The 12,400-nt window shown below is 62.9% G+C and carries 13 protein-coding genes; 10 read left to right on the forward strand and 3 right to left on the reverse strand.

Annotation, left to right across the window (positions count from 1 at the left end; all coding sequences use genetic code 11):
* The first annotated feature begins 2 nt into the window (after window positions 1-2).
* Together DAES_RS07155 and pal are read left to right on the forward strand one after the other, a co-directional pair.
* Window positions 3-1,325, forward strand: coding sequence for a PD40 domain-containing protein (locus DAES_RS07155; protein ID WP_013514365.1), 1,323 nt, complete (start codon window positions 3-5; stop codon window positions 1,323-1,325).
* Between the two features lie 120 nt (window positions 1,326-1,445).
* Entirely contained in the window at window positions 1,446-1,997 is a 552-nt protein-coding gene (gene pal, locus DAES_RS07160) for a peptidoglycan-associated lipoprotein Pal (protein ID WP_013514366.1), read from the forward strand.
* A gap of 98 nt (window positions 1,998-2,095) precedes the next feature.
* Here pal and DAES_RS07165 read toward each other — a convergent pair whose 3' ends face one another.
* The 3 genes from DAES_RS07165 to DAES_RS07175 form a co-directional block, all read right to left on the reverse strand.
* A complete protein-coding gene (locus DAES_RS07165; RefSeq protein WP_013514367.1) occupies window positions 2,096-2,569 on the reverse strand; it encodes a phosphatidylglycerophosphatase A family protein in 474 nt (157 codons plus the stop codon).
* A complete protein-coding gene (locus tag DAES_RS07170) occupies window positions 2,566-3,117 on the reverse strand; it encodes a GNAT family N-acetyltransferase (protein ID WP_013514368.1) in 552 nt (183 codons plus the stop codon). Before DAES_RS07170 ends, DAES_RS07165 begins: the two co-directional genes overlap by 4 nt.
* Before the next feature lie 66 nt (window positions 3,118-3,183).
* A complete protein-coding gene (locus tag DAES_RS07175; RefSeq protein ID WP_013514369.1) occupies window positions 3,184-3,810 on the reverse strand; it encodes a Maf family protein in 627 nt (208 codons plus the stop codon).
* Window positions 3,811-4,011: 201 nt separating this feature from the next.
* Between DAES_RS07175 and DAES_RS07180 the strand changes: the two genes are divergently transcribed.
* The 8 genes from DAES_RS07180 (at window position 4,012) to DAES_RS07215 (ending at window position 12,390) form a co-directional block, all read left to right on the forward strand.
* Window positions 4,012-4,746, forward strand: a complete 735-nt coding sequence (locus DAES_RS07180) for an OmpA/MotB family protein (protein WP_013514370.1) — start codon at window positions 4,012-4,014, stop codon at window positions 4,744-4,746.
* Window positions 4,747-4,763: 17 nt separating this feature from the next.
* Window positions 4,764-5,636 carry a motility protein A gene (locus tag DAES_RS07185; RefSeq protein ID WP_013514371.1) on the forward strand — a complete coding sequence of 291 codons (873 nt, stop codon included), beginning with the start codon at window positions 4,764-4,766 and terminating at the stop codon, window positions 5,634-5,636.
* A 260-nt stretch (window positions 5,637-5,896) separates the two neighbouring features.
* On the forward strand, window positions 5,897-6,847 hold the full coding sequence (locus tag DAES_RS07190; protein WP_013514372.1) for a glucokinase: 951 nt from the start codon (window positions 5,897-5,899) through the stop codon (window positions 6,845-6,847).
* A 205-nt stretch (window positions 6,848-7,052) separates the two neighbouring features.
* A complete protein-coding gene (gene gpt / locus DAES_RS07195; protein WP_013514373.1) occupies window positions 7,053-7,535 on the forward strand; it encodes a xanthine phosphoribosyltransferase in 483 nt (160 codons plus the stop codon).
* Between the two features lie 126 nt (window positions 7,536-7,661).
* Window positions 7,662-8,843, forward strand: coding sequence for a BMP family ABC transporter substrate-binding protein (locus DAES_RS07200; RefSeq protein ID WP_013514374.1), 1,182 nt, complete (start codon window positions 7,662-7,664; stop codon window positions 8,841-8,843).
* 12 nt (window positions 8,844-8,855) lie between these two features.
* On the forward strand, window positions 8,856-9,926 hold the full coding sequence (locus DAES_RS07205) for an ABC transporter permease (RefSeq protein ID WP_013514375.1): 1,071 nt from the start codon (window positions 8,856-8,858) through the stop codon (window positions 9,924-9,926).
* 6 nt (window positions 9,927-9,932) lie between these two features.
* A complete protein-coding gene (locus DAES_RS07210) occupies window positions 9,933-10,850 on the forward strand; it encodes an ABC transporter permease (protein WP_013514376.1) in 918 nt (305 codons plus the stop codon).
* A 4-nt stretch (window positions 10,851-10,854) separates the two neighbouring features.
* Complete coding sequence (locus DAES_RS07215) at window positions 10,855-12,390, forward strand: ABC transporter ATP-binding protein (protein WP_013514377.1); 1,536 nt, start codon at window positions 10,855-10,857, stop codon at window positions 12,388-12,390.
* Window positions 12,391-12,400: the final 10 nt, after the last annotated feature.

The following is a 12,400-nucleotide window of genomic DNA, read 5'->3' on the forward strand; positions in this document are numbered from 1 at the left end:
CAATGAAAAGAACTTTGACGTTTTGCGCCTCAGTTGCCGTCGCAGTCGTTGTCACGGTCTTCGTGGCGACCACGGCCCTTGCATCGGGACCGCTCACCGTGGACATCCACGGGCCGGGACAACGCATGGTCAACATCATTCTCCTTCCGCCCAAGGGGCTTGGTGGCAGCCAACTGCCGACAGCCCAGGCCAAGGCGTTCGAGGAGCTGGTGGTCAACAACCTCAACTACATCCCGTTCCTGAAGCTGATTCCCACCTCCGAGCTCCTGGGTGGCGACCCGAGCCGCGGCGTGGGCGGCGGCGACATCGATTTCAAGCCCATGCAGATGGCCCGCATCGACCTGTGCATGACCACGGGCTGGAACGGGCGATACCTGGAGGCCAGGGTCTTTGAAACCTTTGGTGGCCGCCGGGTGGTGGGCAAGTCCTACAACGACGTGGGCGAGATAACCCTGGCCCAGGCGGCAGACCGTTTCTGCTCGGCCTTTCTTGAGGCCCTGACCGGCAAGAAGGGATTCTTTGATTCGCCCGTCGCCTTTGTCCGGCAGGATGGCAAGGCCAAGGAAATATACACGGTTTTGCCTCAGGGGCGCGAACTCAAGCGCATCACCAATCTCGGCGGCTACAACCTGAGCCCCTCCTGGTCTGCGGACGGCTCCAAGATCATCTTCACGCATATCGCCAGCACTCGGCACGAGTTGGGTGTCTACGACAGCAAGACCCAGAAGATCACCCTGTATTCCCAGGGGCTTGGGCAAACGATCATCAGCCCGGTCTTTGGCCCTGGCGACAAGCCCATCGTGGCGCTCAATGTCAACGGGGCAACGGACATCCAGGAACTTGACGCCTCCTTCAAGCCGCAACGCGTGCTGGCGCGCAGCCCGTATATCGACGTGTCCCCGAGCTTTGACCGCACCGGCACCAAGATGGCCTTTACCTCGGGCCGGGCGGGCAACCCGCATGTTTATCTCATGGACATGAAATCCGGCGAGGTGCGTCGGGTGACCATGACCGGGAAGTATAACACCCATCCGTGCCTGAGCCCGGATGGCCGTTACATAGCCTACACCAACCGGACCGGAAGCGGACATAGGATTTTCCTGCACGATCTTGCGACGGGACGTGAGAAACAGTTGACGTTCGGGCCTGGAAACGACGAATATCCGGCATTCGATCCGGATGGGTATTTTGTGGCCTTTGCCTCCAACCGGTCGGGGGGGTTCAAGCTCTACCTGACCACGCGGCATGGCGATACCCCGCGGGTCATATCCACCGGTCCGGGTCAGGCCTTTGCCCCGGCGTGGGATACGGCATTGCAGTGGTAATGTGTCTGGGTTTGGGTTGATTTTTAGTGGCAAAAGGGTACACTTTAGTATTGGTGCCCCTTTTTTCCGGGCAGTGTAAACATTAATGGCCGGGAAACGGCCCTACCTCAAGGAGTGGGCATGACATCGAGATGGTATTTTTCTGTATTGATTCTGTTGGTTCTGGCGCTTGGCGTCGGAGCCGGGTGTGCCAAGAAAAAAACGACCACCACCCCTCCCGGTGCCCAGGTCGAGGTCACCGACGAAAGCCAGTGGAAGTCTTCGTCCTCTGACTCCTCCATGGACGAAGCCACGCTTGCTTCCGAGGCCGAACGCCGCGCCAAGACCGAGGCCGTGACCGAGCTGACCAGCGTGACCATCAACTTTGCCTTTGACTCCTACGAACTGAACTCCGAGGCGCGCTCGATCCTGGCTCTCAAGGCCAACATCATGCGTCGCTACACCGATGTCAGGGTCGTTGTCGAAGGCCATTGCGACGAGCGTGGCACCGAGGAATACAACCTGGCTCTGGGCGAGCGGCGCGCACGCGCGGCCTATGAGCATCTGGTCATCCTCGGCGTTGATCCCGGTCGCATGAGCATCGTCAGTTTTGGCGAGGAGAAGCCCCTTGATTCCGCCCACAACGAAACCGCCTGGGCCAAGAACCGCCGGGCCGAGTTCGTTGTCCGCTAATCGGGCGTATCCACGGAACACCCACGCCGCTCCCGAAAGGGGGCGGCGTTTTCTTTTGGGGCCCCTGGCGGGGAAAACGGGAGGCGTTCGGACCTGTGCTAGAGAATCAACGCGATCAGGTGCAGGCAGAGCAGGGCGTACAGCCCGGCCACGCCGTCGTCGGCCATGACGCCAAGGCCACCGGCAAAGGCGGTCTCGGCCCACCTGACGGGCCAGGGCTTGAGGATGTCAAAAATCCGGAAGAGGACAAAGGCCAGACCCAGATACCAGATGGGCATGGACGCGAAAAAGAGCAGGGTCAGCCACTGGCCGAACAATTCGTCGATGATCACACAGCCGGGGTCTTTGCGGTCCAGAGTCCGCTCGGCCACGCCGCAGGCCCAGGTGCCGACAGCAAAGACGACCACGAGCACGGCTACCCGACCCCATAGAGGCAGGGGCAGGAACAACCACGGCGCGGCGATCACCGCAGCCAGCGAACCCCAGGTGCCCGGCGCCTTTGGAAAATGGCCGATGGGGCCAAGGGTGGCCAGGGCCGTGCCCAGGATGTCCAGGGGGGATTTGCCTTTCATGGTCTTTTCCTCGCTTCCGTGTCTCTGTTCGGGCTGATCCGTTTGTACAAGAATACGGTTCCGTGCAGTGTCCCGTCCGGGCTGGCGGCATAATCGGGAATGCTCCCGGCCCTTTTCCAGCCAAGGTGTTCATACAAGGCTTCGGCCTTGCTTCCCGCATGGGTATCCAGCACCAGAAGTGTCCGTCCCAGGGAGAGGGCATGCGTTTGCGCAGCATGCATCAACTCTGTCGCAATGCCCTGACCCCTGTGGCTGCGCAACACAAAGAGCTTTTGTATCTCGGCGCGATGCAGTCCGTTCTCCCTGGCGCAGGGCGCAAGCTGGACCGAGCCGACTATGGAACTCTCATCTTCGGCAATGAACAGCGCAAGGCCCGACGGCAGGGCGTCCGCCACCGTGCGCCAGTATTCCCCGGCCTTTTCCATGGATAACGGAGACAGAAAGCCCACCGAAGCCCCGCCTTCAACCGAGTCCACAAGCAGGTCGCACAACTCGCGAAATTGTCCGGCAGTGAGGGCCGTGATCTGCCGCACATTGATCATGTTCATTCACTCTCAACTTTGTCGGGAAATATCTTTGACTAAATAAATTCGATGCCTCGCAATCGCAGCAGATCAGGATGCAGCAATCCCTCCGGGGACAACCACTCCCGACTCCAGCAGCGTTTTCAGCACCCGGGCCACCGGCAACCCGACCACATTCGTATAGGAACCCCTGATGGCCGTGACCAGGAAGGTGCCCACGCCCTGGATGGCGTAGGCTCCGGCCTTGTCCGTGGGTTCGCCTGTGGCGATGTAGGCGCGCAGTTCGGTTTCGGTCGAGGTGCGCATGTCCACGTCCGTGGTTGCGGTGCGGGTGACGGTGTCGTGACCGGGCAGCACCAGACAGAAGGCAGTGATCACCTGATGGGTCTGGCCGGACAGGGCCGTGAGCATGGCCAGGGCCTGGGCGGCGTCGGACGGCTTGCCCATGATCCTGTCGCCGAGCACCACGATGGTGTCTGCGCCGAGCACGATTCGGTCCGGGAACCGGGCAGCCACTTCCGCAGTCTTCATTTCCGCCATGCGCGCCGCATAGTCTGTCGGGAGTTCGCCGGGCAGCGGGGCGGGCTCCTCGGCCCGGCTGGGCGCAACCTCGAAGTCAAGGCCGAGATCGGCCAGGAGCTCGCGCCTGCGGGGCGAACCAGAGGCCAGGACAATGGGGACAAGGGAGGTGAACGGGCCGGGTGTTTTCTGTGTCATGATGCGCTCGTAATTGGCCCATATCCGCTGGCGAGTCAATGCTGGCAGAGCCCAGGTGAGCCGGGCGACGGTTTTTTGCCGCTTCGGGTGTAACGGTTGTGCTGGCCGCGCCGATTATTATTATAGTTGCGATAAAACAAGCGGTTATACTCGTGGCGTGCTTTTTGCTTGACCGCGTGTGCGTAAGACGCAGGAGCCAGCATGCGAGACATGGAACAAAATTTCACCAGGGGATTTTCCTCATTTGAGCAGATCGAGGGACCGCCGGTCGCCTCGGGCGCGAATGCCTGGGCCGTGCCCTGGGCCGACCTGATGATGGTCATGTTCGTGCTGTTCGTGGTCCTGTTCATCTATTCCAGCACCCATCAGGACGTGAAGGTCCTGTTCAGCCAGCAGAGCGCGGACGAGGCCCAGGCGGCCAGCGCGCTCGATCCGCTCATCGGGCTCATCGGCCAGCTGTCCAGCCGGGCCGGTGCCAACGGCTCCCAGGAGACGGTCCGGGTGGCCGACAATCAGGTCCTGTTCCGCTCGCGCACGGACGGCGTGACCGTGGTCCGCGAAGGTCAGGGCCGCATCCGCGTCACCCTGCGCGGCGATCTGTTTTTTGCCGTGAACGAGGCGGGCCTTGCCCCAGAATCGGGGCAATACCTGAGCGAGATCGCCGAGGTGGTCCGCCTGAGCGTCGGCACGGTCCATGTCATCGGGTACGCGTCTGAAGATGAGGGCGGGAACGAGGCCGGGACTAGGCAGGGCTTTGCCCTGTCCACGGGCCGGGCCACCGAGGTGGCGGACCAGCTCATGACCCGGTTCAAGGTGGACCCCAGGCGCGTGGTCATCACGGGCAGGGGCAGGCTGCATCCGGAGCTTCCCGGTACGACTCCGGCCAATCAGGCCATGAACCGGCGCGTCGAAATCGTCATCACCAACGAACTCTGAACAGGTCCGAGGCTGCAATGAACAAAAAGAATCTCATCGGCGTGGTGCTCAGTCTGCTGCTCTTCGTAGGCAGCTTCCTGCTGACAGGCGCGGCCTCGGCCTATTGGAATCTGGCCGCCTTCCTGGTGGTCGTCTCCGGCCTGACCGCGGCCATGCTCGTCAGTTATCCGACAGCCCACATCAGGAATGCCTTCAGGGTGGCCAGGAACGCCTATGCCAACGGGCACGCCACTTCCGAGGAGATCGTCAACACCCTGCTTGACCTTTCAGTCAAGAGCAAGGTGGACGGCGTCCTCTCCCTTGAGCGCAGCGAGCATCGCGAAATCAGCTCGTTTTTGCAAAACGGTCTGATCCTGCTGGTGGACAATTACAAGGAAGAGGAGATCCGCGAGGCACTCAATTCCGAAATGGCCTTCTTCAACCTGCGCCGCCAGCAGAGCGAGCGGTTCTTCCAGACCATGGCGCGCATGGCCCCGGCCTTTGGCGTGGCGGGCAGCGTCATCGGCCTGATTGGCCTGCTCATGGGCATCAACGACACGGCGGTCATCCTCAAGAATATCCCCGTGGCCTTCATCTCGACCCTCTACGGGCTGGTCTTAAGCAATCTCGTTTTCTCACCCATTGCTGAGAACATCAACTATTCCACGCGGGTGGAGCTTCTGAATCAGAAGCTGGTCCTGGAGGGCATCGTGGCCATCAGCAAGGAGCAGAACTCCTACAAGCTGGAGCGCAAGCTGGCCTCGTTCCTCAGCCCCAGCGAGCGCGAGGGCAAGACCGAGACCCTGCGCCGCATCACCCGCAAGTACGTCCAGAAGCGCAACCAACCCGTTGATATTGAAGACATGGCTGGCAGCGAGTCACTTCTGACGGAGTCCACGGAAGCCGCCTAGGCGTCCCTGATCAATTCGCGAAAAGGAGCCTTGCGGCTCCTCAGGCTGCTGACAAAGGTCCGATTGCGTCGTTGCTTCAAAAAAGGCAAACCCTCGCGTATTGCATATACGCGTCGGCCTTGCCTTTTTTTCGCGCCTAGCACTCGAACCTTTCTCAACAGCCTGTCAGAGCGGACTTTGTCAATACTCTGAGGAGCCTTGCGGCTCCTTTTTTTTGCCCTGGTTTGTGGTATCGTGCCGAATCAGGGAGGGCACTACACATGGCGATAATCCTGGCCGCCGACATCGGCGGCACCAACAGCCGGTTCGCACTCTTCGACACCGCAGGCGGCGCACTGGTCATGGAGCGCTCCCTCTGGCTGAAGACTCACGAGGCCGCGTCCTTTGCCGATCTGCTCGATCAGGTCCGGGCCAGCGGGTTCCCCCTGTCCGGCGTCATCGACGCTGCGGTGCTGGCCGTGGCCGGGGCGGTGCATGGCGGGGTCCAATGCCGCCTGCCCAACGCGCCCTGGGGCGTGGACCTGCGCGAGGTGGACCTGGGGACCCCCACAGCGTGTCTGATCAATGATTTCGCGGCCCAGGCCTATGCCTGCCGCACCACCGCCGTTGCCGAGGCGCAGGTCATCCAGGCCGGGGAGCCGGAGCCGGGAGCTGTGGTCGGGGTTATCGGCGCGGGCACCGGGCTGGGGCACTCGGCTCTGATCCCTGACGGCGACCGGTGGGTTGCGCTCTCGTCCGAGGCCGGACACATGAGCTTCCCGTTCACCGGCCCGGAAGAAGCCGTGTACGAGGAGTTCAACCGCACGGCCTCCGGGCGCAACTGGGCCGAGGGCGACACGGTGGTCACGGGGCTGGGGCTGCGTCTCGTCCATCAGCATCTCACGGGCGAGAATCTGTCGCCCGACGTGATTTCCGCCAGGATTACAGTGGAGAGCCCGACCACACAGTGGTTTGCCCGCTTCTACGGCAGGGCGTGCCGCAACTGGGCCATGGCCCTGATGGCGCGCGGCGGGCTGTTTATCGCGGGTGGCGTGGCCGCCAGGAACCCCATGCTCGTCACTGCACCGGAGTTCCTGGACGAGTTCCACAACTCGCATGTTCACGGCGAGTACCTGCGCTCCGTGCCGATCCGGCTCAACGCCAACCAGGAGAGCGGTCTCTACGGCGCTGCCTTTCACGGCGCGCAACTCCTGCACGGGGGGAAGGAATGAGTGCATACCCCTCAGCCGCTGGTCTGTCCTGGCCCTTGTGGACTGGAGGAGTCTTTCGGCCATCCATCCCGAATACACAGAGATATTTGATTTTGTTTCGGTAGAGCATGGTTGGCCTGCGCTCTTGATTAATCGGTCGAACAAGGGTAAATGCACGGTTCTTCCGTACGCCCCTTTCGGGGAAAAGCCAGGAGAAAGCAACGTCATGGGTGACAAAAACAGCTACCAGAAGATGTATCCCGTTTCCTGGGAACAGTTGCAGCGCGACTGTCGTGCCCTTTCCTGGAGACTGATGGAAAAGGGACCCTGGAAGGGCATCATCGCCATCACCCGCGGCGGGCTCGTGCCCGCGGCCATCATCGCCCGCGAGCTCGACATCCGCCTCATCGACACCATCTGCCTCTCCAGCTACGACTGGAAGGAGCAGGGCCAGGCCGCCATCCTCAAGCCCCTGCAGAACGACGGCGAAGGGTGGCTGCTCATCGACGATCTGGTGGACACGGGCAAGACCGCACAGATCGCCCGCGACATGGTGCCCAAGGCCCATTTTGCCACGGTCTATGCCAAGCCTGCTGGCCGTCCCATGGTCGAGACCTACATCACCGAAGTCAGTCAGGATACCTGGATATTGTTCCCGTGGGATGCCGGGGCGCAGTTTGTCGAACCCATCATCCAGGCATCTGAATAGACAGGTGCCAAAATAAATAGTCAGTTTTAACAAGTTGATGGAGCCTGCGGCTTTGGCGCGGGTGTTGCTCAAAAATGCACACTGGGATATTGGCTGTTGATAAAAACGCACATGGAGAGGTCCACAATGAAAAAAATGATGAAACTGCTTGCCGTATCAGCCGCCTCGCTGGTGCTGATGCTGTCCCTGTTTGCCTGCGCCGAGTCTCCGGAAGAGAAAAAGGCCGAAGAGCCTGCGGCGGCCCAGCCTGAGGCTGTGGCCGAAACCGCTCCCGAAGCAGCTCCCACCGAGGGTGCTGCCCCGGCTGAGGCCAAGACCGTCAAGGCCGGGTTTGTCTACGTCTCCCCGGTCGGCGACGCGGGTTACTCCTATGCCCATGACCTTGGCCGCAAGGCAGTGGAAGAGCTGGATTTCGCCACCACCTCCTTTGTCGAGTCCGTGCCTGAAGGCGCTGATTCCGAGCGCGTCATCCGCAACATGGCCCGCAAGGAGTTCGACATCATCTTCACCACCAGCTTCGGCTACATGGACCCGACCATCAAGGTGGCCAAGGAATTTCCCAACCTGCGTTTCATGCACTGCTCCGGCTTCAAGAAGGCCGAGAACGTCAACAACTACTTTGGCCGCATCTATCAGGCGCGCTACCTGACCGGTCTGGTGGCCGGTGCCATGACCAAGTCCAACAAGCTTGGCTACGTGGCCGCCTTCCCCATTCCCGAGGTCATTCGCGGCATCAACGCCTTCACCATCGGCGTGCGTCAGGTCAATCCCGAGGCCGAGGTGCGCGTGGTCTGGACCAAGACCTGGTACGACCCGGCCCTTGAGAAGGACGCCGCCAAGAGCCTGCTTGATGCCGGTTGCGACGTGATCGCCCAGCATCAGGACTCCCCGGCCCCGCAGGAGGCCGCGCAGGAGGCGGGTGCCTACTCCGTGGGCTACAACTCAGACATGTCCTCGTTCGCGCCCAAGGCGCACCTGACCTCGGCCATCTGGAACTGGGCCCCCATGTACGTCAAGACCGTGGAGCAGGTGCGCGACGGTTCCTGGCAGGGCGACCAGTCCATGTGGTGGTCCATGCAGGACGGCGTGGTGGACATCGCGCCCATGGGTCCGATGGTTCCCGAGGATGTCAAGGCCAGCGTCATGGCCAAGCGCGACGAGATGGTCGACGGAACCGACACCGTGTTCGCCGGTCCCATCAAGAACCAGAACGGCGAGGTCGTTGTGGCCGAGGGCACCGTCATGGCTGACGGCGACCTGCTGGGCATGACCTGGTTCGTGGAAGGTGTTGTCGGATCGGCCGAGTAAAGACTCGGACAGATGGCACTGAAGATCAGAAAACGAGATGAACCCTGGAAGTGGGGCGCCCTGGTCATTTTCCTGGGCGCCCTGCTCTTTTCGCTGGGTGTGAGCGCGCTGCTCCTGGCGGGGCAGGGCAAGGACGCGCTGCACGGGATGAACATCCTGTGGCAGGGCAGTTTCGGCAACCTGTGGGCCCTTGAGGGCGCGCTGCTCAAGGCGATTCCGCTCTTTCTTTGTTCGCTTGGCGTGGCCGTGGCCTTTCGGATGCAGATTTGGAACATCGGCGCCGAGGGGCAGTTCGCCCTGGGTGCCATCGGGGCCACCTGGATGGCGCTGAGCTTTCCTGATCTGCCATGGTACGGGCTGATGCCGCTCATGTTCGCCATGGCCTTCATCCTGGGCGGGGCCTGGGCCTTCATCCCGGCGGTGCTCAGGCTCAAGCTGCGCGTCAACGAGATCATCTCGACCCTGATGCTCAACTATATCGCCATACTGCTGCTCGACTATCTCGTCTTCGGCGTGTGGAAAGATCCGACCAGTTTCGGCTTTCCCATGACCCCGGAGTTCACGCCCGGAGCGGTCATCCAGGGCATCGGCGACAGCCGCGTCCACTGGGGGCTGCTCTTCTGCGCGGTGGTCGGCGTTGGGCTGTGGGCCTTCATGCGCTTCACCCGGCTCGGATTCGAACTCAAGGCCAGCGGCGAGGGCGCGCGCGTGGCCCGGTACGCCAAGATCCGTTACGGGATGCTGACCATGTTCGTCATGTGCCTCTCCGGCGGATTCGCGGGCTGGGCCGGGTGCGTCGAGACCTCGGCGGTGCTCAACCGGCTCCAGCCGAGCCTGATGGTCGGGTACGGCTACACGGCCATCGTGGTGGCCTGGCTGGCCCGGCTTGAGCCGCTCAACATCGCGTTCGGCTCGTTTTTGCTGGCCGCGCTCAGGGTCGGGGTGGAGAATCTCCAGCTTGAGTTGCAGATACCGGCGGCCTTTGGGGTGATCATGGAAGGCATGATTCTGCTCACGGTGCTGGCCGGGCAGTTTTTCCTGACCTACCGGATCGTGCGCGTGGCGCGAAACGGGGAGGAGTAGGCGGCCATGGGGGAGTTCCTGATACCGCTCTTTGCGGCCACGGTGCAATCGGGCACGCCGATCCTGTTCGCCACCCTGGGCGAGATGATGACCGAGAAGGGTGGGGTGCTCAATCTCGGCGTGGAGGGGATCATGTCCGTGGCCGCCCTGGCCGCGTTCCTGACCAGCTTTGCCACCGGATCGCCCTGGCTCGGCTTCCTGGCGGGCGGCACGGCAGGCCTGCTTTTCGCCTCGCTGCACGGCTTTGTCTGCATCACCTGCCTGGGCAATCAGGTGGTGTCCGGGCTGGCCCTGACCATCCTGGGGCTCGGGGTGACCAATTTCCTTGGCGTGCCCTATGTGGGGCTGCCCGCGCCCGGCTTTGATCCCTTTCCCTTCCCGCTGCTCTCGTCCATTCCGGTGCTGGGCGACATTTTTTTCAGGCACGACATGCTGGTTTACGTCTCCTTTGTGGTGCCCTTCATTTTCTGGTTCTTCTTCAGGCGCACCAGCCTCGGGCTGCATGTGGCGGCCACGGGCGAGATGCCCGCCGCAGCCGCAGCCGCCGGGCTCAAGCCCGTGGCCCTGCGCTATTTTGCGGTTCTGGCGGGCGGGTTTCTCATGGGTCTTGGCGGAGCCTACCTCTCGCTGGCCTACACCCATCTGTGGACCAACGGCCTTGCGGGCGGGCGCGGCTGGATCGCGGTGGCCCTGGTCATCTTCGCCTTCTGGCGACCGGGCCGGGCTGTGGTCGGGGCCTATCTCTTCGGCGGGGTCATGGCCTTCCAGCTCAGGCTCCAGGCCATGGGCACCCATATTCCGTCGTCCCTGCTCCTGATGCTGCCGTATCTGCTGACCATCCTCGTCCTCATCCTCTCGGCCTGGCGGGGCCGCCGCATCGACGCCCCGGCAGCCCTGGGCACCAACATCGAGCCGGAGGGGTAGGGCGATGTCCGAGCTGCGATACGTCCGGCCCGCCCGCGTCAGGCCGCTGCCCGAAGGCACTGCCCCGGTGGTCCGGCTCAAGGGGCTGACCAAGCGGTTCGGCAAGGTGGCGGCCAACGACGCCATAACGCTGGACATTTACCCAGGCCGCATCAAGGCCCTGCTGGGCGAGAACGGGGCGGGCAAGTCCACGCTGATGAGCATGCTGGCTGGCCGCTACAAGCCCGACTCCGGGACCATGGAGGTGGACGGCGTGCCGGTCCGCTTCGCCTCGTCCAAGGACGCCATCGCCGCCGGGATCGGCATGGTCTACCAGCACTTCATGCTCGTCGAGTCCATGACCGTGGCCGAGAATGTCCTGCTCGGCCAGGAGGGGACATTTTTCATCGACCCCGACGAGATGGAGGCGCGGGTCGCGGCCATGGCCGAGACCTACGGCCTGGATGTGGACGTTTCGGCCCGCATCTGCGACCTGTCCATGGGCGAGCGGCAGCTGGTGGAGATCCTCAAGCTGCTCTACCGCGAAAGCCGCATCCTCATCTTTGACGAGCCCACGGCGGTGCTCACGCCCGAGGAGACCAACCGGCTCTTCGAGGCGCTGTGGCGTATGACCGAGCAGGGCAAATCCGTCATCTTCATCAGCCACAAACTGGAGGAGGTCATCGCCCTGGCCGACGAGATCGCCATCCTCCGGCGCGGCAGGATCGAGGGCGAGCTGGACCCCTCGGCCATCGAATCCAAGGCGGACCTCGCCTCGCGCATGGTGGGCAGGGAGGTGCTGCTGGAGGTGGACCGCCAGCCCGCCGAGATCGGCGAGCCGGTGCTGGAGGTCAGAGGCATGACCGGCCTTGGGCTGACCGACGTGAATTTCGAGGTGCACAGGGGCGAGATCGTGGCCGTGGTCGGCGTGGCGGGCAACGGGCAAAAAGAGCTGGTGGAGGCCGTCACCGGCCTGATCAAGCCGCCCATCGACACGGTTTTCATCATGGGCCAGCCCTGGCGCAAGTTTTTTGCCGAATCCACCTGGAACCGCTCCATGTGCTACATCCCCGAAGACAGGCTGGGCCTGGCCACCATGCGCAACCAGAACCTCGTGGACAACCTGCTGCTGACCACCCGGATGGGGTTTGCCAAGGGCATGTGGCTCGACAAGAAGCGCGCCGAGCGCGACACCGAGGCGCTGATTGAGAAGTACGACATCCGGCCCGGACGCATCCACGCCCTGGCCTGGCAGCTCTCGGGCGGCAACCTGCAAAAGGCCGTGCTGGCCCGCGAGCTCTACCGCCAGCCGCGCTTCATCGTGGCCGAGCAGCCCACCCAGGGGCTGGACGTGTCGGCCACCGAGGAGGTCTGGCGGCGTCTGCTCGACGCCCGGGCCATGGCCGGGGTGCTGCTGGTCACGGGCGACCTCAACGAGGCGTTGCAGCTGGCGGACCGGATCGCGGTCATGTACCGTGGCCGCATCCTCGGCATGCTGCCCACCGCCGACGAGGACACGGCCAGCCGCATCGGGCCGCTCATGGCCGGGGTGCTGGACTGATTGCGCCGCC

The sequence above is a fragment of the Pseudodesulfovibrio aespoeensis Aspo-2 genome (assembly GCF_000176915.2).
GTDB lineage: Bacteria > Desulfobacterota > Desulfovibrionia > Desulfovibrionales > Desulfovibrionaceae > Pseudodesulfovibrio > Pseudodesulfovibrio aespoeensis.

Coding starts and splice junctions, on each gene's coding strand:
- gpt (WP_013514373.1), top strand. CDS start 7,053: ATGGGTGACAAAAACAGCTACCAGAAGATGTATCCCGTTTCCTGGGAA.
- DAES_RS07185 (WP_013514371.1), top strand. CDS start 4,764: ATGAACAAAAAGAATCTCATCGGCGTGGTGCTCAGTCTGCTGCTCTTC.
- DAES_RS07210 (WP_013514376.1), top strand. CDS start 9,933: ATGGGGGAGTTCCTGATACCGCTCTTTGCGGCCACGGTGCAATCGGGC.
- DAES_RS07215 (WP_013514377.1), top strand. CDS start 10,855: ATGTCCGAGCTGCGATACGTCCGGCCCGCCCGCGTCAGGCCGCTGCCC.
- DAES_RS07190 (WP_013514372.1), top strand. CDS start 5,897: ATGGCGATAATCCTGGCCGCCGACATCGGCGGCACCAACAGCCGGTTC.
- DAES_RS07170 (WP_013514368.1), bottom strand. CDS start 3,117: ATGAACATGATCAATGTGCGGCAGATCACGGCCCTCACTGCCGGACAA.
- DAES_RS07155 (WP_013514365.1), top strand. CDS start 3: ATGAAAAGAACTTTGACGTTTTGCGCCTCAGTTGCCGTCGCAGTCGTT.
- DAES_RS07165 (WP_013514367.1), bottom strand. CDS start 2,569: ATGAAAGGCAAATCCCCCCTGGACATCCTGGGCACGGCCCTGGCCACC.
- DAES_RS07180 (WP_013514370.1), top strand. CDS start 4,012: ATGCGAGACATGGAACAAAATTTCACCAGGGGATTTTCCTCATTTGAG.
- DAES_RS07175 (WP_013514369.1), bottom strand. CDS start 3,810: ATGACACAGAAAACACCCGGCCCGTTCACCTCCCTTGTCCCCATTGTC.
- pal (WP_013514366.1), top strand. CDS start 1,446: ATGACATCGAGATGGTATTTTTCTGTATTGATTCTGTTGGTTCTGGCG.
- DAES_RS07205 (WP_013514375.1), top strand. CDS start 8,856: ATGGCACTGAAGATCAGAAAACGAGATGAACCCTGGAAGTGGGGCGCC.
- DAES_RS07200 (WP_013514374.1), top strand. CDS start 7,662: ATGAAAAAAATGATGAAACTGCTTGCCGTATCAGCCGCCTCGCTGGTG.